The 18,793-nt window shown below is 67.9% G+C and carries 16 protein-coding genes and 1 pseudogene; 3 read left to right on the plus strand and 14 right to left on the minus strand.

Going from position 1 to position 18,793, the window contains the following annotated elements; all coding sequences use genetic code 11:
* Positions 1-35: 35 nt before the first annotated feature.
* Complete coding sequence (locus tag KVT32_RS12935) at positions 36-767, plus strand: 16S rRNA (uracil(1498)-N(3))-methyltransferase (protein WP_180098085.1); 732 nt, start codon at positions 36-38, stop codon at positions 765-767.
* 1 nt (position 768) lies between these two features.
* On the opposite strand, the gene KVT32_RS12940 is transcribed toward KVT32_RS12935, so the two are convergent.
* The 4 genes from KVT32_RS12940 to KVT32_RS12955 form a co-directional block, all read right to left on the minus strand.
* On the minus strand, positions 769-1,236 hold the full coding sequence (locus KVT32_RS12940) for a barstar family protein (RefSeq protein ID WP_056326651.1): 468 nt from the start codon (positions 1,234-1,236) through the stop codon (positions 769-771).
* A complete protein-coding gene (locus KVT32_RS12945) occupies positions 1,233-2,462 on the minus strand; it encodes a patatin-like phospholipase family protein (protein ID WP_254636868.1) in 1,230 nt (409 codons plus the stop codon). Before KVT32_RS12945 ends, KVT32_RS12940 begins: the two co-directional genes overlap by 4 nt.
* The gene (locus KVT32_RS12950) at positions 2,443-4,731 is read right to left on the minus strand and encodes an NADP-dependent malic enzyme (protein WP_217618323.1); all 2,289 of its coding nucleotides are present in this window, start codon (positions 4,729-4,731) and stop codon (positions 2,443-2,445) included. Before KVT32_RS12950 ends, KVT32_RS12945 begins: the two co-directional genes overlap by 20 nt.
* A gap of 132 nt (positions 4,732-4,863) precedes the next feature.
* The gene (locus KVT32_RS12955; RefSeq protein WP_217618324.1) at positions 4,864-5,775 is read right to left on the minus strand and encodes an FAD-binding protein; all 912 of its coding nucleotides are present in this window, start codon (positions 5,773-5,775) and stop codon (positions 4,864-4,866) included.
* Between the two features lie 43 nt (positions 5,776-5,818).
* On the opposite strand from KVT32_RS12955, the gene KVT32_RS12960 reads away from it, so the two are divergent.
* Entirely contained in the window at positions 5,819-6,979 is a 1,161-nt protein-coding gene (locus KVT32_RS12960; RefSeq protein ID WP_217618325.1) for a pyridoxal phosphate-dependent aminotransferase, read from the plus strand.
* Positions 6,980-7,037: 58 nt separating this feature from the next.
* Here the strand turns inward: KVT32_RS12960 and KVT32_RS12965 are convergent, their stop codons facing one another.
* Positions 7,038-7,856 carry a lytic transglycosylase domain-containing protein gene (locus KVT32_RS12965; protein WP_056326644.1) on the minus strand — a complete coding sequence of 273 codons (819 nt, stop codon included), beginning with the start codon at positions 7,854-7,856 and terminating at the stop codon, positions 7,038-7,040.
* An 81-nt stretch (positions 7,857-7,937) separates the two neighbouring features.
* On the opposite strand from KVT32_RS12965, the gene KVT32_RS12970 reads away from it, so the two are divergent.
* Positions 7,938-9,482, plus strand: a complete 1,545-nt coding sequence (locus KVT32_RS12970; protein WP_217618326.1) for a UbiD family decarboxylase — start codon at positions 7,938-7,940, stop codon at positions 9,480-9,482.
* Between the two features lie 67 nt (positions 9,483-9,549).
* On the opposite strand, the gene KVT32_RS12975 is transcribed toward KVT32_RS12970, so the two are convergent.
* The 9 genes and pseudogenes from KVT32_RS12975 to KVT32_RS13015 all read right to left on the minus strand — a co-directional run bounded on the left by KVT32_RS12975 (position 9,550) and on the right by KVT32_RS13015 (position 18,629).
* A complete protein-coding gene (locus KVT32_RS12975; protein WP_217618327.1) occupies positions 9,550-9,912 on the minus strand; it encodes a hypothetical protein in 363 nt (120 codons plus the stop codon).
* Between the two features lie 3 nt (positions 9,913-9,915).
* Complete coding sequence (locus KVT32_RS12980) at positions 9,916-10,332, minus strand: phage holin family protein (RefSeq protein ID WP_217618328.1); 417 nt, start codon at positions 10,330-10,332, stop codon at positions 9,916-9,918.
* 68 nt (positions 10,333-10,400) lie between these two features.
* Positions 10,401-10,718 carry a YqjD family protein gene (locus KVT32_RS12985; RefSeq protein ID WP_056326638.1) on the minus strand — a complete coding sequence of 106 codons (318 nt, stop codon included), beginning with the start codon at positions 10,716-10,718 and terminating at the stop codon, positions 10,401-10,403.
* An 83-nt stretch (positions 10,719-10,801) separates the two neighbouring features.
* Positions 10,802-11,527 carry a hypothetical protein gene (locus tag KVT32_RS12990; RefSeq protein WP_175155314.1) on the minus strand — a complete coding sequence of 242 codons (726 nt, stop codon included), beginning with the start codon at positions 11,525-11,527 and terminating at the stop codon, positions 10,802-10,804.
* Between the two features lie 108 nt (positions 11,528-11,635).
* Positions 11,636-14,353, minus strand: a complete 2,718-nt coding sequence (locus KVT32_RS12995) for a nitrate reductase (protein ID WP_217618329.1) — start codon at positions 14,351-14,353, stop codon at positions 11,636-11,638.
* 21 nt (positions 14,354-14,374) lie between these two features.
* A pseudogene (locus tag KVT32_RS13000) lies at positions 14,375-15,577 on the minus strand (NAD(P)/FAD-dependent oxidoreductase); the annotation flags it as partial.
* A 10-nt stretch (positions 15,578-15,587) separates the two neighbouring features.
* Entirely contained in the window at positions 15,588-16,469 is an 882-nt protein-coding gene (locus tag KVT32_RS13005) for an ABC transporter ATP-binding protein (RefSeq protein WP_217618331.1), read from the minus strand.
* A gap of 4 nt (positions 16,470-16,473) precedes the next feature.
* Positions 16,474-17,304 carry a nitrate ABC transporter permease gene (gene ntrB, locus KVT32_RS13010; protein ID WP_217618332.1) on the minus strand — a complete coding sequence of 277 codons (831 nt, stop codon included), beginning with the start codon at positions 17,302-17,304 and terminating at the stop codon, positions 16,474-16,476.
* A 26-nt stretch (positions 17,305-17,330) separates the two neighbouring features.
* Positions 17,331-18,629 carry a CmpA/NrtA family ABC transporter substrate-binding protein gene (locus KVT32_RS13015; protein WP_217618333.1) on the minus strand — a complete coding sequence of 433 codons (1,299 nt, stop codon included), beginning with the start codon at positions 18,627-18,629 and terminating at the stop codon, positions 17,331-17,333.
* Positions 18,630-18,793 lie beyond the last annotated feature (164 nt).

The following is an 18,793-nucleotide window of genomic DNA, read 5'->3' on the forward strand; positions in this document are numbered from 1 at the left end:
CCGTCAGTCCCCTGTCATTTCGAGTCCCCTTCCCCATGCCCGCCCCCCGTTTCTACTGCGACGCCCCGCTGGCCGCCGGCGCCCGCATCGCCCTGCCGGAAGCGCTTGCCCATCACGCGCTGCGCGTGCTGCGCCTGCGCGCCGGCGAAACCGTCACGCTGTTCAATGGCCAGGGCGGCGAATACCCCGCGGTGCTGGAGGTCGAGGGCAAGGCCGGCTTTGCCCAGCTGGGCGACTTCAACCCTCGCGAAGCCGAACTGGGCGGACGCATCACGCTGGCCCAGGGCCTGCCCTCGGGCGACAAGATGGATTGGGTGGTGGAAAAGGCCGTGGAACTGGGCGCGGCCCGGGTCAGCCCGATCGCGGCGCAGCGCAGCGTGCTGCAGTTGTCGGGCGCGAGGCTGGAAAAGCGTGTCGGGCACTGGCAGCGCATCGCGCAATCGGCCGCCGAACAATGCGGCCGCAACCGCCTGATGGCCGTGGATGCGCCGCAGTCGCTGGACGATTGGCTGGGCCAACCCGCTGACGGATTGCGCGTGCTGTGCCACCCGGAAGCCACCGACGACCTGGCCACGGCGCTGCAAGGCGCATCGGATCAGACGTCCATCACCCTGCTGGTCGGCCCGGAAGGCGGCTGGTCGGACAAGGAACTGGAAGCGGCCCGCAAGGCCGGCGTGCGCGCCGTGCGCTTTGGCCCCCGGGTGCTGCGCACCGAGACGGCCGGCCTGGCGCTGCTGTCGGCGGTCAGCGCCCTGCGCGGTTGGTAGGTCAGTCGTTTTCGCCGTAGGGCGCCGCGGCCACGCCGGGCTCGGGATCGGGATGCTTGCCGGCGTGCTCGATCACATACGCAAACACGCGGCCGTTTTCATGCGCGAAATCCGCCGCGTCGGAGCAGACGGTTTCGATGCGGCCGGCGTCTTCCGCCAACGCCGGGTCGCCGGAATGCAGCCGATACAGCCACAGCACCACGCCGGATTTGTGGTCCAGCACCGTGTCGCACAGGCAGTCGTACAGGGCGTCCAGGTTGCCGCCGAAGTACTCTGGGAAATCCACCGCCTTGACGATGGCGCGCAAGACCGCCGAGCGGCTGCGGCAGGGGTCGCAATTGGCAACAAACAAGGACAGGCCAAGCTCATGCGCGGCGTCCACCACGGCCTTCTTGTCCAGCCCGTCGTGAGCCAGCGCTCCGCCGCGCATCAGCTGCCGCTGCAAACTCGATTGGCCATTGCGCGTCATGCCTGAGCCTCCCTGAAAAAGGCGATCACTTCGTCGTTACGTCGCATCGTATCGGCATAACCCAGTTCGATCAATCGCTTGGTGTAGCCGGCTTCGAACAGCAGGTAGGACATCAGCGCCCCTCCCCCCGGACGGTGTGGATCGGACGATACACCGAGTACGCGGAAAAGCGCACGCGCCTGTGCCGGCATGTCGTGCAAATGCTCAAGCGCCATCAGATCCAGCGACTGGCTGGGAGTGATGGTCAGCACCTCGATGCGGCGCACGGCGGGCGGCACGCCCTTCGGGTCCGCGTGGTCCATCAGGTAGTTGATGCGTTCCAGGCGCTCGACATCCGCCGACAGGCCGTCAAGGAAGATGCTGGACAACGCATGTCCGCCCACCTGCGCCAGCGACGGATACGGGGGCGAATCCTCGCGATTTTCGGGATGGGTGTCGTCGCGGTAGCCGGTGCCGATCACCAGCACGCGGTGCGCGCCCAGGTGGATCGCCGGACTGATCGGCGCCAGCTGGCGCATCGAGCCGTCGCCGCACCATTCGCCCTTGCCGTGAACCTGCACCTGACGCGCCGGAAAGACGAAGGGAATGGCCGACGACGCCATCAGGTGCTCGATGCCGATGGGCGTGGGGATCGCCAGCCGCAGGTAGCGGTGCCAGGGCTCGATGGGGGTGTGCGCCTGATAGAACGTCAGGTGCTCGCCGCTGGTGTAGCCCGACGCGGTGATGGCCAGCGCGGACAGCGACCCGCCTTCCAGGTTGGCGCGCAGGTTCTGAAAGTCGAGCACCCGCTCCAGCAGCCCTTGCATGGGGGCATTGTCCAGCAGCGAATGCGGACGCTTGCGCGTCAGGCCCGAATACATCCAGCCCAGCGACAAGAGGCCCAGCCATCGCACGCCGGTGCGGATGAGGCCCGGCGCGTCGGCCCGGTAGATCATGTCGGTGTTCAGCGACGACCACAGGCGGCGAATGCGCCGAACACCCAGATGCGGCCGGTCGGCGCGGCAGGCCAGCGCGGCGGCGTTGATCGCGCCGGCCGAGGTGCCGCAGATGATGTCGAAGGGGTTCTGAAAACGGGAGTGCCAGTCGGGGTCCAGCAGCTCCATGATGGCGCTGAGCACCCCCACCTGGTACGCGGCGCGTGCGCCGCCGCCCGTCAGGACCAGGCCGGTGGGCGTGCGCGGGCACGACCCGCCGGCCGGCTTGACTTCAACGCGGCGTATTGACATCGACCACCGTCATCGCGGTCATGTTGACGATGCGGCGCACGGTGGAACTGGACGTCAGGATATGCACGGGCGCGTTGGCGCCCAGCAGGAAGGGCCCCACCGCCACGTTGCCGCCTGCGGCCGTCTTGAGCAGGTTGTACGCGATGTTGCCCGAGTCCACGTTCGGGCACACCAGCAGGTTGGCTTCGCCCTTGAGCGTGGAGGACGGCAGGATGCGCATGCGCAGCGCCTCGTCCAGCGCGCAGTCGCCGTGCATTTCGCCGTCGATTTCCAGGTCGGGATCCATCTGGCGCACCAGCTCCAGCGCGCGGCGCATCTTGGCGCCCGATGCCGAACTGCCCGATCCGAAATTGCTGCGCGACAGCAGCGCGGCCTTGGGCGCCAGGTACATGCGGCGCATCTCGCGCGCAGCCGCCACGGTGAATTCCGCGATCTGCTCGGCCGTCGGTTCGTCGTTCACGTGCGTGTCCACCAGCACCACCGTGCGCTCGTTGAGCAGCAGGATGTTCATGGCGGCGTACACGTTGTGGCCGGGACGGCGGCCGATCACTTCGTCCACGAAACGCAGGTGATCGTGATACGCGCCGACGGAGCCGCAGACCATGCCGTCGGCATCGCCCAGGTGCACCATCATCGCGCCGATCAGTGTCATGCGGCGGCGCATTTCCACGCGCGCCATTTCCTTGGTGATGCCGCGGCGGCACATGCGTTCCCAATACGTCGTCCAGTATTGGTGGAAGCGCTCGTCGTACTCGGGGTTGGTGACTTCGACGTCCTCGCCCAGGCGCAGGCGCAGGCCCAGCTTTTCGATGCGGGTCAAGAGCACCGAAGGGCGGCCCACCAGGATCGGACGGGCCAGGCCCTCATCCACCACCACCTGCACGGCGCGCAGCACGCGCTCGTCTTCGCCTTCGGCGAACACGATGCGGGCGGGCCCGCCTTCGCGCACGATGCGCTTGGCCGCCGAGAACAGCGGCTTCATGAACGCGCCGGAGTGGTACACGAACTGCTGCAGCTGTTCCTCGTAGGCTTCCAGGTCGGCCAGCGGACGGGTGGCGACGCCGCCTTCCATCGCGGCCTTGGCCACGGCGGGCGCGATGCGCACGATGAGACGCGGATCGAACGGCTTGGGGATCAGGTATTCGGGGCCGAACGAAATGTCGAACGTGCCGTAGGCCGCGGCCACGACTTCGTTCTGCTCTTCTTCGGCCAGGTCGGCAATGGCATGCACCGCCGCCATTTCCATCTCGCGCGTGATGGTCGTGGCGCCCACGTCCAGCGCGCCGCGGAAGATGTACGGAAAGCACAGCACGTTGTTGACCTGGTTCGGGTAGTCCGACCGACCCGTGGCCATCACCACGTCGTCGCGCACGCCGTGCGCCACTTCCGGCAGGATTTCCGGCGTGGGGTTGGCCAGCGCCAGGATCAGCGGACGCGGGCCCATGGCGGCCACCATTTCCGGCTTGAGTACGCCGCCGGCCGACAGGCCCAGGAACACGTCGGCGTCCTGGATCACGTCGGCCAGCTTGCGGGCGTCGGTCTTTTGCGCAAAGCGCGCCTTGTCCGGGTCCATCAGCGTGGTGCGGCCTTCATAGACCACGCCTTCGATATCGGTGACCCAGATGTTTTCCAGCGGCAGGCCCAGGTCCACCATCAGGTCCAGGCACGCCAGCGCCGCAGCGCCCGCGCCGGACGTGACGACCTTCACCTGCTTGATGTCCTTGCCCACGACCTTCAGGCCGTTGATGAAGGCCGCCGACACGCAGATCGCCGTGCCGTGCTGGTCGTCGTGAAAGACCGGAATGTTCATGCGCTCGCGCAGCTTGCGTTCGACGGTAAAACATTCCGGCGCCTTGATGTCTTCAAGGTTGATGCCGCCAAAGGTGGCTTCCAGGCCGGCGATGATCTCGACCAGCTTGTCCGGGTCGGTTTCGTTGATTTCGATGTCAAAGACATCCAGGCCGGCGAACTTCTTGAACAGCACGGCCTTGCCTTCCATGACCGGCTTGGACGCCAGCGCGCCGATGTTGCCCAGGCCCAGCACGGCGGTGCCGTTGGTGATGACGCCCACCAGATTGCCGCGGGCGGTGTAGCGGTACACGTTGGCCGGGTCGGCCACGATTTCCTCACAGGCCGCCGCGACGCCGGGCGAATACGCCAGCGCCAGATCGCGCTGGTTCGTCAGTTGCTTGGTCGGCGTGACCGAGATTTTGCCGGGGCGCCGGTGCTCGTGATATTCAAGGGCGGCTTTGCGAAGGTTGGCATCCATAGGGCGGCTACTGGCTAGAGTGTGTGACACGAAAGAGGGAGGAATTCTATTCCCATGCCGGGCGGCGCGATACGCGGGCCTCGCGCTTTCTTGAGGTCGAGCGCCGAAATCTTACAGTAAGCTGAATGTTTTTCAGACTTCCGGCCACTGGAATTCCGGGAAGCAGCCGTCCGGGTCGAACAACGTCTTGACCCGTCCGTCCAGCCGCACGGTGGCCAGCCCGGGGGCCGCTGGCCCGGGGCGGGAAGCCGGCTCGTCCACGGCCTGAACGTCGTTGCCAGGCGGCACGTCGGTCAACTCCGCAGCCTGCAACCAGGCGAGCGTGCCGCCGTGGCCCAACAGCAATTGCGCCAGGTTGACGGTGGCCGGCGCCTCGGGCTTGAGCGCATCCAGCCGGTAGCGGCCCAGCCAGTGATAGCCGTCGTTGGTGGCGAACGCGTCGCCGCCGGAGGCCAGCTGGAACAGCGCGGGCACCAGGCGCTGGACGGTGGCCGAGCGCAGGGGCTGGACATCGGCCTCGCCAAACGCCCCCAGCGTTTCCTCGACGCCATCGGCCAGCAGCACGTCCGCCGCCGCAAGGCCCGAGGCCGCGCAATGGCCCGCCGGCCAGGCAGCCGGCGCCGCCACCCATTGAGCCAGCGTCATGTCGCCCGGCAACCCGGCAAATTGCCGCAGGCCGGCGCTGGCCAGCTCGGCCAAGGTCACGCCCGGCTGCGCGTGCCAGCGGGGCGTGCCGCCCGCCAGCCGCGTCAACCCGGTCAGCAGCACGGGATCGACCCGCAGGCGAGGCCGGGCCGAGGGCGCGAACGGTCCCGCCGCGCCCTCCAGTTCCAGGACCACCCGGTATTCGGCGCACAATTTGCGGGCCTGCACGACGTCGGCGCCGCGGACGGGCGTCAAGACGGCGCACGTGCCGTCTGCGCCGCCCTCGCCCAGGTCGCGGACCTTGCCCTGGCACACCAGCGCCAGGCGTTGCACGAAGGCCGCCCATGGCGTCTGGACGGGCCGACGTCCCAGGAGGAAGGCGCGCCGGGATGGCTGCATGACTACAATTCCTTTTTTGCTAGATGACGCTTTCGAGATTCCGATGCCCCGCCTTGCCACCCGCACTCACGATTTCCTGACGTTCCAGGTGATGGAACTGTTCAAGCAGGCGCAGGCGCTGCAGGCGGCCGGAAGAGACATTATCAGCCTGGGCATCGGCGAACCGGACTTTACCGCGCCCCCTCAGGTCGTGGAAGCGCTGGACCGTGCCGCGCGCGCAGGCCTGAGCGGCTACAGCCCGGGCGCGGGGATCGCCCCGCTGCGCGACGCCATCGCGCAGTTCTACCGCGACCAGTTCGGCGCCGCCATCGATCCACGCCGCGTTATCGTCACCGCGGGCGCCTCCGGCGCCCTGACGCTGGCTTGCGCGGCGCTGGTCAACACGGGCGGCGAAGTGCTGATGCCCGATCCGTCCTATCCCGCCAACAGCAATTTCGTGCTGGCTGCGGGCGGCGTGCCCCGCCTGATTCCCAGCACGGCCGACAAGCGCTTCCAGTTGTCCGCCGACGACGTCGCGCGCCACTGGACGCCGGCCACGCAGGGCGTGATGGTGGCCTCGCCCAGCAATCCCACCGGCACCTCGATCGCCCCCGGCGAACTGGCCGAGCTGCTGGCGCAGGTGCGCGCCCGCGACGGCTTTGCCATCGTCGACGAAATCTATCTGGGTCTGTCCTACGACGGCCAGCCGCGCTCGGCCCTGACGCTGGACGACGACGTCATCGTCATCAACAGCTTTTCCAAGTACTTCCACATGACGGGCTGGCGCCTGGGCTGGATGATCGTGCCGGACGACATGGTCGCGCCGGTGGAAAAGATTGCCTCCAGCCTGGCGATCTGCGCGCCCACGCTGGCCCAACACGCCGCGCTCGCCTGCTTTACTCCCGCCGCGCTGAAGATCTTCGAGCACCGGCGCGAGGCCTTCAAGCAGCGCCGCGACTACCTGCTGCCGCAATTCGAACGCCTGGGCATCGACGTGCCGGTCAAGCCGGACGGCGCCTTCTATATCTATGCGGATATCAGAAGCCTGGGCATGGACAGCGCCGCGTTCTCGCAACGCTTGCTGCTGGAAGCCGGCGTGGCCGCGGTGCCGGGCCTGGACTTCGGGCCGGCGCACGCCGCCCACACCATGCGTTTTTCCTACGCCACCGGCCTGGATCGCCTGGAAGAGGCGGTGGCCCGGATGGGCGTGCTGCTGCAACGCTGACCGGACGAAAAAAAGCGCGCCCCAACGGGCGCGCCTGGTGCCGGAGCAGGACGCAGGATCAGTCGCGTGCCAGCGCGATGCCCGAGGCGAGCGCCAGGCGGCGGCGTTCCGCCTGCACCTTCGCCCCATAGCCGTTGTCGTCCGGACCGGTGGACCCCACGTAACACGCCAAGCCGCCGTCCACGGAACCGCGGCGGTTGATGCAGTCGCGCAGGATCGTGGCGCCCACGCCGATGTTGGCGGCCGGGTCCAGCGGGTTCTTGCCGACCGCATCGAACTTGTCCTGGTGCACGCTGGTCATGACCTGCATCAGGCCCTGCGCGCCCACGTGGCTTTCGGCCAGGGGGTTGTAGCGCGATTCGATGGCGATCACGGCCAGGACCAGCAAGGGGTCAAGCTGCTTTTCGCGGCTGACCTTGTACACGGTGTTCAACAGCGGGCCGGTCGCGTCATACGCGACCTTGTATTTGCGCGAGATATAGTTGCGCAGTGCTTCCGCCTGTGGCCCCGTGGCCGCCGAAGCGGTCTTCTTGGGCGCGGGCGGCGCGAGTCGGGCCGGCCCCAGCATGCCGGTGGCGTTGCTGATAGGGGCGGCGGGTACGGCCATGGCAATTGCCGACGACGTGTCGGCACCCAGTTCGGAGCCGGCTTCGGATTCGGAGCTGGCCTGCATGGATGAAGGCGCGAGGGCGGTCAACAAGGCTTTGTGCACTTGCAATGCCTGGTCGCGCAAACCAGGCAGGGCGAATCCCATGCTTACCGTCACAATGACCGCAATGCCCAGATAGACAGAGCAAATGCGCAGGGATTCGGCAAGATATTGGTGCACTCCTTGGGCCATGTTCCTGAACAGGCTGGCCACTGACGCATCGGGCATAAAACCTCCTGCGTAAAAAAGAGGGAGTCAATGTTAACCTCTCTTTGAACCTGAAATGTAACCAAATCGCTGGGATCTGTAGTGAAATACCGCGACCTTAGAGACTTCATCGCCCAACTTGAACGCATGGGCGAGCTCAAACGCATTGCCGCGCCGGTGTCGACGCAGCTTGAAATGACGGAGATTTCCGACCGCGTGCTGCGGGCCGAAGGCCCCGCCCTGCTGTTCGAAAACGCCCGCCACAACGGCCAGCCCGCGCAGATGCCGGTGCTGGCCAATCTGTTCGGCACCCCCGCGCGCGTGGCGCGCGGCATGGGCGCCGACGACGTCAGCGCGCTGCGCGACATCGGAGAGCTACTGGCCTCGCTGCGCGAGCCCGAGGCGCCCAAGGGCCTGCGCGATGCGCTGGCCAAGGTGTCGATGCTGAAGTCCGCGCTGTGGGACATGAGCCCCAAGAACGTCAAGAGCCCCGCCTGCCAGGAAATCGTCTGGGAAGGCAAGGACGTGGACTTGACGCGCCTGCCCATCCAGACCTGCTGGCCGGGCGACGTGGCGCCGCTCTTGACCTGGGGCCTGGTGATCACGCGCGGCCCCAATGCCAAGCGCCAGAACCTGGGCATCTACCGCCAGCAGCTGCTGGGGCCGAACAAGCTCATCATGCGCTGGCTGTCGCATCGCGGCGGCGCGCTGGATTTCCGCGACCACGCGATCGCCAACCCCGGCACGCCCTTCCCCATCGCAGTGGCGCTGGGCGCCGATCCGGCCACCACGCTGGGCGCCGTCACGCCGGTGCCGGACAGCCTGTCCGAATACCAGTTCGCGGGCCTGCTGCGCGGCTCGCGCACCGAAGTCGCGCAGGCGCTGGGCAGCAACCTGTCCGTGCCGGCCTGGGCCGAGATCGTGCTGGAAGGCCATCTGCTGCCCTCCTCGGACCCGCGCGCCATCAAGCCCGTGGTTCCCGATGGCGTCAATCCGCCGCCCGACACCGGCTACGAAATGGCGCTGGAAGGCCCTTACGGCGACCACACCGGTTACTACAACGAACAGGACTGGTTCCCGGTCTTCACGGTCGAGCGCATCACGATGCGCCGCAATCCCATCTATCACTCCACCTACACCGGCAAGCCGCCCGACGAGCCCGCCGTGCTGGGCGTGGCGTTGAACGAGGTCTTCGTGCCGCTGCTGCGCCGCCAGCTGCCGGAAATCGTGGACTTCTACCTGCCGCCCGAAGGCTGCAGCTACCGCCTGGCCGTGGTGTCGATCCGCAAGCAGTACGCGGGCCACGCCAAGCGCGTCATGTTCGGCCTGTGGAGCATCCTGCGCCAGTTCATGTACACCAAGTTCATCGTGGTCGTGGACGAAGACATCAACCCGCGCGACTGGAAGGAAGTGGTCTGGGCGATGACCACCCGCATGGACCCGGTGCGCGACACGCTGCTGGTGGAGAACACCCCGATCGACTATCTGGATTTCGCCTCGCCGGTGTCCGGCCTGGGCGGCAAGATGGGTCTGGACGCCACCAACAAGTGGCCGGGCGAAACCAACCGGGAATGGGGCACGCCCATCACGATGGACGCCGACGTCAAGAAACGCGTGGACGACATGTGGGGGCAGTTGGGGCTGTAGCCGGCTGCACCGCGCGCAAATAACAAAGCCCCGTCAACGGGGCTTTGTCTTTTCAGCTGGCGTCAGTTCAATCGCGTTCCGGATCATCATCCTGGCGCATGCCGCGCGCGGCCTTCAGGATCTGCCAGCCCACGAACGCGCCGCCGGCAAGTTTGAGGAGTTTGCCCCGATTGCCGCCCCGCATGAACATGGCGGACAGCGACGAACTGATGATGGGATAGCGCCGCGCCAGCGTGATGGCCTGCAAGGCCCAGCGGGACGCGCCGCCCGATGCCAGGCCCGGCAACATGCCGCGGATGAGCGCGCTGGGTTCCAGCCTGCGCCCGGCCGACACGATGTTCTGCGCCAGCGACTCGCGCTCGATTGCCGCGCGGGCGCGCAAGAGTTCGATGCGCACGGCGCGGTCGACGGTGGGAGATCGTTTGTGCATGACTCAGAACCCCTCGCGCCGGCGCACCGCCGTCTCGTCATCGGCTTGGGCTTCGCGCACCCTGTCCAGCAGCTCCGCATCGCGGCTCAGCTCTTCGAGCGTGGCCGAAAACGGCGCCGGTCCGTAGACGAGTCCGTGGCGCACCACCAGCAGCAGCACCACGCCAGCAACACCATAGAACCCCGCCAGCAGGCCAAGGGCCAGATAGCGGTCTTCCGTGGGCCAGAACGCCACGGCGATGGTGATGGTGGCCACCAGCACCGCCAGCGTCAGAAATAGCAGGGCCGCAAACGCCAGGCCCAGCAGCTTGAGCAGGCGCGCCTTTTCGTCCGCGGCTTCAAGAGCCAGCAGCTCCAACCGCGTGCGCATCAGCCCGACCAGGCTGGAGGCAACACCGAATACAGTTTTTCTTAGACCCATGGCTGAAAGAACGCCGGGCGGCAGGCAGCGGCGTGTCGCCGTGCCTGCCGCCCGGACATCCTGCCCTGTCAGCGGCGGCTGATCAGCAAGCCGAGCAGCAGGCCGGTCACGCCTGCCACCCCGATGGCTTGCCAGGGATTGTCGTGCACGTAGTCATCCGTCGCGCGGGCAGCCTTGCGGCCGCGTTCGAGAACGGCATCCTGCGCTTCGTACAGCGCCTCACGCGTGCGCCGCAGCGACGTCAGGGCGCGGTCGCGCAGTTCGTTGGCCTTGTCGCCGGTGCTGCTGGCGGCTTCGCGCAGCAGGCTTTCGGCGTCGTTCAGGCTGGTCTTGACACTGTCGATCAGTTTTTCTTTTGCGACGTCTTCGGATTTTCTCGTTGCCATTTTCTGAGCTCCTGTTGTGTGTCCATGACGAGACGATGATACCAGCGGCCAAGCGGGCGCAAACGCCCGCTTGCTACCGGGTGCTACTTGATCTGCGTAATCTCAACGGCGGACTTCACGCCGCCCTGGTCGATGTCCTGCTTCATCACCAGATTCACGGCCGGGCAATACCAGTCCGTGACCGTCGTGTTCATGCCGGGAATGGGAATGGTCAGGCCCTGGAACGTGGCCATCGTGGGATCCGAATTGCGGGTATAGGTGATCGGGTGGCAGGACTGCTTGCCCAGCGCCGTGGTCAGCGCAGTCTTTTGGCCGACGGTTTTTTCGCCGATGCGCACCGTGGTGCTGGGCTGGCCGCCAACGGGCGCTTCCTTGCCGATCTTCAGGCGAAACGACGAGCCGGGCAGCTTCTGACCCGAAGCCAGTTTGCCGTCGTAGGCAAAGAGGCCGAGCATGCGCAGGTCGAACTGGCCTTCGGCGGGTTTGGGCGCTTCGCCGGCGGTGGCGTAGCGCAGGAAGGTGGCCTGGCCGCCCTTGACCGTCATCAGGTAATCGAGCTTGGATTTGCCGGGCGGCAGGCCTGCGTAGCTGAACGTGGCCAGGCCCTGCACGCGCGCGCGGCAGTTGTCGCCATTGCTTTTTGTAACCTCGGCAAAAGTCAGGTCGGCGCCCAGCGCCAGATTGCCCGTGCCGGTCAGTTGGACCGAGCCGCCGTCGTGCATGAATTGCGCGTCGCACACGCCAGCCTGCACCGAGGCGGCCGCGCCCAACGCGCCGGCCGCTAGAACCAGGGATGCCATTTTTCGCATCGTCGTCACAAGCCACTCCAGAAAACGGAAAATGCCGTCCCCGCCTTGAGGGACGGCTGGCTTGATACTACACCGGTTGCCGCGCGCGGCGTATGTCCGAACGTGTCGTCACGCAAGCGCCGCCGCCGGGGCGCGCGTCATCAGCGACCTGATCTCCGGCACACACGAGCCGCAACCGGTGCCGCAGCCCAGCGTGTCCTTCAGCGCCGCCAGATCGCAACCCTGCTCGATGCCCTTCAGGATGGCCGCTTCGCTCACGCCGTTGCAGACGCAAACCGGCCGGGAGCGCGCCGCGCCCGCGACGCGTCCCATCAGCAGCGCCGCGGCGCTTGCCGGCGCCTCACCGCCTGCCGCCCAGGCCAGCAACGCCTCCTGCGCGCGCAGGTCGCCCGTCAACAAAAAGGCGCGCAACACGCCCTGCCCGGCCGCGACCCGGCGCAGGCAGCCGCGCGCGGGATCGTCGTACGCGACCTCCGGGCGCCGCAGGTCCAGCGCGTCGGCCAGCTCGTGCAGCACGGCGGCATCGGGCGCGACGCGGCTCGCCAGCCGCAGCCGCACGCCCCCGGCGCCCGCCGGCAGCACGACGGCGTAGTCGAAACGGCGCAGCCAGGGCGCAAGCCGGGCCCGCAACGCCACGGCGTCGCCCTGCCGCCAGGCCGCGGCCTGCCACGCAAACCCGGCCGGCGTCGCGCGCAATGCGGTGAACTTGAGCTCCGGCTGGCGCGAGACCGGATCGGACGCCGGGTTGGTCAGGGCGTTCACGCCCAACCCGGCCATGAAGGCGCTGCCCCAGTGCATCGGCACAAAAGCGTGCCCCGGCCGCAGCGTGTCGTCCGCCTGCACCGGCAGCACCAGACCGCCGCGGCGCGAGTCCAGCCGGGCCAGGTCGCCGGCCGCAAGGCCAAGGCGGCGCATGTCGTCCGGATGCAGCGACACCCAGGGCTCCTCGACGTGCTGGATCAGCGCCCGGGCAAGCGAGGTGCGCGCCATGGTGTGCCAGTGATCGCGCAACCGGCCGGTGGTGAGCTGCAGCGGATAGTCTTCCGAGACCGCTTCGGCCGTCGGCCGCCACGACACATCGCAGAATCGGGCCCGGCCGCTCGCCGTGGGAAAGACGCCGTCGGCATAGAGCCGCGGCGTGCCCTGCCCGGCGCGATACGGCCACTGCTGCGGTCCGCCCGCTTCCAGCGCGGCGTAGCCCAGCGCGCTGTAGTCCAAGTCCCGGCCGGCCGTCATGCGCGCGTGCTCGGCAAAGACCTCGCTTTCATCGCGATAATCGAAGAGGACCGTCTTGTGCGGCGCGATGCGCGCGGCCAGCCGGACGCCGACCGCCTGCGCCAGCCGCCAGTCCGGCTGCGCGTCGCCGGGCGGCGCGATCGCCGCGCGGACCCGGCTGATGCGCCGCTCGGAATTGGTCACGGTGCCGGACTTCTCGGGCCAGGTCGCCGCCGGCAACACCAGGTCGGCATGGGCCAGCGTCTCGGTGCCGGCGTATGCCTCCTGCACGATCACGAACTCGGCGCGCGCCAACGCGGCCCGCACGCGCGCCTGGTCGGGCAGCGACTGCGCCGGGTTGGTCGCGGCAATCCACAGGACCTTGATGCGCCCGTCCGCCACCGCGTCGAACATATCGAGCGCCGTGGCGCCCGGCGCGTCGGGCAGACTGTCCACGCCCCACAGCCGCGCGACCTCGGCGCGGTGCGCGGCGGACGCCGGATCACGGTGGCCCGGCAGCAGCGTCGCCATGCCGCCGGCCTCTCGGCCGCCCATGGCATTGGGCTGTCCGGTGAGCGAAAACGGCCCCGCGCCGGGACGCCCGATCTGCCCCGTGGCCAGATGCAGGTGAATCAGCGCCGCGTTCTTGTCGGTGCCCGCGACCGACTGGTTCAAGCCCATCGTGTACAGCGACAACGCCGCGCCCGCCTTGCCGAACCAGCGCGCGGCCTGGACGATGTCGTCTGCCGGCACCCCGCAGAGGCGTTGCGCCGCCTCGGGCGTGACCGTCTGCACGCGCGCCCGCAACGCCTCGAAGCCCTCCGTATGGCGCGCAATGTAGTCCTCGTCGGCCAAGCCTTCGCGCAACATCACGTGCAGCATGGCATTGAAGAGCGCCACGTCCGACCCCGGCGCGATCGGCAGATGCAGGTCGGCAAACGCGGCCGTGTCCGTGCGGCGCGGATCGGCCACGATCACCTTCATGTCCGGACGCTGCGCGCGTGCGGCTTCCAGCCGCCGGAACAGCACCGGATGCGCGTAGGCCATGTTGGACCCGGCGATCAGCACCGTGTCGGCCAGCTCCAGGTCTTCATAGCAGGCGGGCGGCGCATCCGCGCCCAGCGTGCGCTTGTAGCCCGACACCGCGCTCGACATGCAGAGCCGGGAATTGGTGTCGATGTTGTTGGTGCCCGCCAGCGCGCGCGCCAGCTTGTTGAAGACCGCGTAGTCTTCCGTCAGCAACTGGCCCGACAGATAAAAGCCCACCGAATCGGGCCCATGCTTGGCGATCGCTTCTGCCAGCCGGTCCGCGGCCATGTCCAGCGCGGGCGTCAGCCCGATTTCCCGCAGCGGCTCGCCACGGGCCTCGCGCCATTGCGCCGACAGCACGCGCGCGCCATCGCGCCGCACGGTGTCGCCAAGCGCCAGGCCCTTGCTGCAGAGGCGCCCGCGATTCGCCGGATGCGAGTCATCGCCGCTCACGCCCGCCACCGCGCCGCCGCGCACCTGCACGCGCACCCCGCAGCCCGTGCCGCAATAGCAGCAGATGGACGCGATCTCATGCGCCGCCTCACTGACGATCTCAATCCGTCGCGCCATCGGCATGTCCATGTCCTACTCCCTTGCCGCGCCTTCGCCAAGCATGAGCTGCTCGCGCAGCACGCCGATGCCGGCTCCTTCACGGATGAGCCGCATGTACCACGCGCTGTCCGCCGTATCGCCGTACAGGCAGGCGCCCACCAGCCGGTCGCCCTGGATCACCAGTTTCTTGTAGACGCCGCCCGGCATGTCGGCCAGCGTGATGGTCTCGGTCTGCGAGCCGCCCGCGAAGTCGCCTGCGGAAAACAGGTCGATGCCGGTGACCTTGAGCTTGGTCGACGTGACACTGCCTTCGTATCGGCCGATGCCATGCTGCGCAAGGTGATTGGCCGCGACCTTGGCCTGCTCGAAAAGCGGCGCCACCAGGCCGTATGCCGTGCCGCGATGGCTGACGCATTCGCCCACCGCGTAGATGCGGGGGTCGAACGTCTGCAAGGTGTCGCTGACCACAACGCCGCGATCCACATGCAGGCCGCAGCGTTGCGCCAGCTCGGTGTTGGGCCGCACGCCCGCCGCCATCACCACCAGGTCGGCGGGGACTTCGGAGGCGTCCGCGAAGCGCACCGCGCGCACGCGCCCGTCCGGCCCGCCGAGGATCGCCTCGGTCTGGTGTTGAAGCAGGAACGTCAGGCCGCGGGCCTCCAGGCTTTCGCGCAGCAGCGCGGCGGCCTCGCCGTCCAGTTGCCGGTCCAGCAACGCCGCGCCCAGATGCACCACCGACACGGCCATGCCACGCGCCGCCAGGCCGTTGGCGGCCTCAAGCCCCAGCAATCCGCCCCCGATCACCACGGCGTGGCGGTAACGCGAGGCGGCGTCGATCATCAGGTTGACGTCGCCAATGTCGCGAAACGCCACCACGCCCGCCAGGTCGTGACCCGGCACCGGCAGGATGAAAGGCTTGGATCCGGTCGCCAGCAACAGCCGGTCGTAAGGCGCGCGCGTGCCGTCGTCGGCCACGACCATCCGCCGCGCGCGGTCGATGCCGGTCACCGTGCACTGGCGCCGCAGGCGGATGCCGTGGCTGGCATACCAAGCCTCGTCGTTCAGCACGATGTCCTGCAGCGTGCGCTCGCCGGTCAGCACCGGCGACAGCAGGATGCGGTTGTAGTTGGTGTGGGGCTCGGCGCCGAACACCGTGATGTCGTAAAGATCGGGCGCGAGCTTGAGCAGCTCCTCCACGGTCCGGATGCCGGCCATGCCGTTGCCGACCACGACCAGCTTCTGTCTGGCTTGCATGACCGCCCCCTTACGCGGCGGCGCGCGCCGCTGCTGCGCCGGCTTCCTGCAACGGCGCGGGCACGACGGCAAGCGCGGCGTTGGCCTGGACCGCCGCCTGGGAACGCTCGGGATTGCCGTGCTGGCGATGCAGGAAGTCCACCACGCCCGCGCGGCACGCCAGGTATGTCGGATCGTTGGCCAGCCGCACGCGGTCGCGCGGCCGGGGCAGCGGCACCGGCAGGATCTCGCCAATGGTCGCGGCCGGTCCATTGGTCAGCATGACGATGCGGTCCGACAGCAGCACGGCCTCGTCCACGTCGTGGGTAACCATGATGGTGGTCGTGCGGGTCTTGGCCACGATCTTGAGCAGCTCGTCCTGCAGGTGCGCGCGCGTCAGCGCATCCAGCGCGCCGAACGGCTCGTCCATCAGCAGCACGCCGGGCTCGATCGCCAGCGCGCGCGCGATGCCCACGCGCTGCTTCATGCCGCCCGATATCTCGCGCGGCAGCTTGTTCTGCGCCGGCAACAAGCCCACCAGGTCCAGGGCGGCGCGCGTGCGCTCGGCCAACTGGGCGCGCTTTTCCGTGGCGCCGAACACCCGCTCGACCGCCAGGTGCACGTTCTGGAAACACGTCAGCCACGGCAGCAGCGAATGGTTCTGGAATACCACCGCGCGGTCCGGACCGGGGCCGGTGATCTCGCGTTCGGCGCACAGCAGCACGCCGCTCGTGGGCCGGGTCAGGCCGGCGATCAGGTTCAGCAAGGTGGACTTGCCGCAGCCGGAATGGCCGATCAGCGTGATGAACTCGCCCTGCTCGACCGTCAGGTCGATGTCGCGCAGCGCCACGAAGGCGCCCTTGCGGGTGTCAAAGGTCTGTCCCACGCGCTCGATGCGTACGAATTTCTTCATGGCGCTATTCCTCGGTGTAGGTGAAACGGCGGGCCAGCGCGACCAGCAGGGTCTCCAGCAGCAGCCCCACGATGCCGATCACGAAAATGGCGATGACGATGTGCTCGACCTTCAGGTTGTTCCACTCGTCCCACAACCAGAAGCCGATCCCGGTGCCGCCCGTCAGCATCTCGGCGGCCACGATCACCAGCCATGCCGTGCCGATGGACAGCCGCACGCCGGTCAGCATGTAGGGCAGCACCGCGGGCAAAAGCACCTTGGTCGTGACTTTCCATTCGGACAGGTTCAGCACGCGCGCCACGTTCAGGTAATCCTGCGGCACGCGCGACACGCCCACCGCGGTGTTGATGATCATCGGCCAGATCGAACAGATGAAGATGGCCCAGATCGCGGCCGGATTGGCCGCCTTGAACAGCAGAAGCCCAAGCGGCAGCCACGCCAGCGGCGACACCGGCCGCAACAGGCTGACGATGGGCGAGAACATCGCGCGCACCGCGGCGTAGCGGCCGATCGCAAAGCCCACGGGGATGCCGACCAGCGCCGCCAGCCCGAATCCCGCCGCCACGCGTTCCAGCGAAGCCAGCAGGTTCCAGCCGATGCCCTTGTCGTTCGGACCGTTGTCATAGAACGGATCGGCGAACAGTTCCACGGCCGCATGCCACGTGCCCCCGGGCGTCGGAATCTCCGGGATGCGCATCGCCACCACCTGCCAGACCAGCACAAAGAGCGCAAAGCCGGCAACCGGCCCCACCACGGCCTTCAACGCCGATTCCAAACGTTCCCGCCATAGCGCGGCAAATTCGCTGCCGCGGCTTGTCATCGTTACGGTAGACATCGCCAGTCCCCTTCTCGTAGCGGCCGTCAGGCCTTGACCTTGAAACCGTCGGCATAGGCCGCGGGATTGCTGCCGTCCCAGACCACACCGTCGATCAGCGTGGACGTGCGCGTTTCACTGGCAGGCAGCGCCACGCCCGCGGCCTGCGCCGCCTGCTTGTAGAGGTCGATGCGATTGATCTGCGTGGCAATCGCCTGGTAGTCCGGGTGTTCCTTGAGCAAGCCCCAGCGCTTGTGCTGCGTCAGGAACCACATGCCGTCGCTCAGGTACGGAAAGTTGGCGGCGCCGTCGGCGTAAAAGCGCATGGCGTGCGCGTCCGACCATTTCTTGCCCAGGCCGTCGTCGTACTGCCCCAGCATGCGGTCCACGATGCCGCTGGCGTCCGTGTTGACGTAGGACTTGGCGGCGATGGTCTCGGCCGTCTTGCGGCGGTTTTCGGGCGACGCGTCGATCCACTTGCCGGCTTCCAGGATCGCGGCCGTGACGGCGCGCGCGGTGTTCGGGTTGCGGTTCACGAAATCGGCGCTGGCGCCCAGGACCTTCTCGGGATGGTCCGTCCAGATGCCCTGCGACGTCACCGTGGTGAAGCCGATCTTGTCCATGATGGCGCGCGCGCCCCACGGCTCGCCCACGCAGTAGCCATCCATGTTGCCCACCCGCATGTTGGCCACCATCTGCGGCGGCGGCACGGTGATCACCTTGGCGTCCTTCATGGGATTGATGCCATGTGCCGCCAGCCAGTAATACAGCCACATCGCGTGCGTGCCGGTCGGAAAGGTCTGCGCGAACGTGTATTCGCGCTTGTCCGCGGCCATCAGCTTGGCGAGCGATTCGCCGTCGCGCGCCCCGGCTTCCAGCAGCTTGTTCGATAGGGTGATGGCCTGTCCGTTCTGGTTCAGGCTCATCAGCACGGCCATGTCCTTCTTCGGTCCGCCGATGCCCAGGTGCACGCCGTAGACCAGGCCATACAGCACGTGCGCCATGTCCAGCTCGCCGTTCATGAGCTTGTCGCGCACGGCGGCCCACGAGGCTTCCTTGGAGGGCGTGATCTTGACGCCGTATTTCTTGTCGATACCCAGCACCGACGCCATCACCACCGATGCGCAGTCGGTCAGCGGGATGAAGCCGATCTTCACCTCGGTCTTTTCCGGCGCGTCGGTGCCCGCCGCCCACGCGCCGGCGCGCACCAGCGGGTCGACCAATGAAAGCAGACCGGCGCCAGCCACCGCGCGCGCCGTGCCGCTGAGCCATTTGCGGCGGCCGGCATTGGCGGTCATGTCGGCGCGGGCGGCGTCGGTCGAGGGACTGCGGGTCATAGGCGTCATGCGAGGCTCCTTGCGGGTGGCGGCAAAAAAAAACGTTCCGCGCGCCACGGATCTCTATCCAGTGGCGCAGCGGAACGTCGTTGTCCCTGGCCGCGTGATGCGGCGCGTTGCGTCGGGCGACCGCCGTTGGCCGCCCCGACTTCACTCAAGCAATCGCCGTGCCA

The organism is Achromobacter sp. GbtcB20 (genome assembly GCF_019091095.1).
Taxonomy (GTDB): domain Bacteria; phylum Pseudomonadota; class Gammaproteobacteria; order Burkholderiales; family Burkholderiaceae_B; genus Achromobacter; species Achromobacter mucicolens.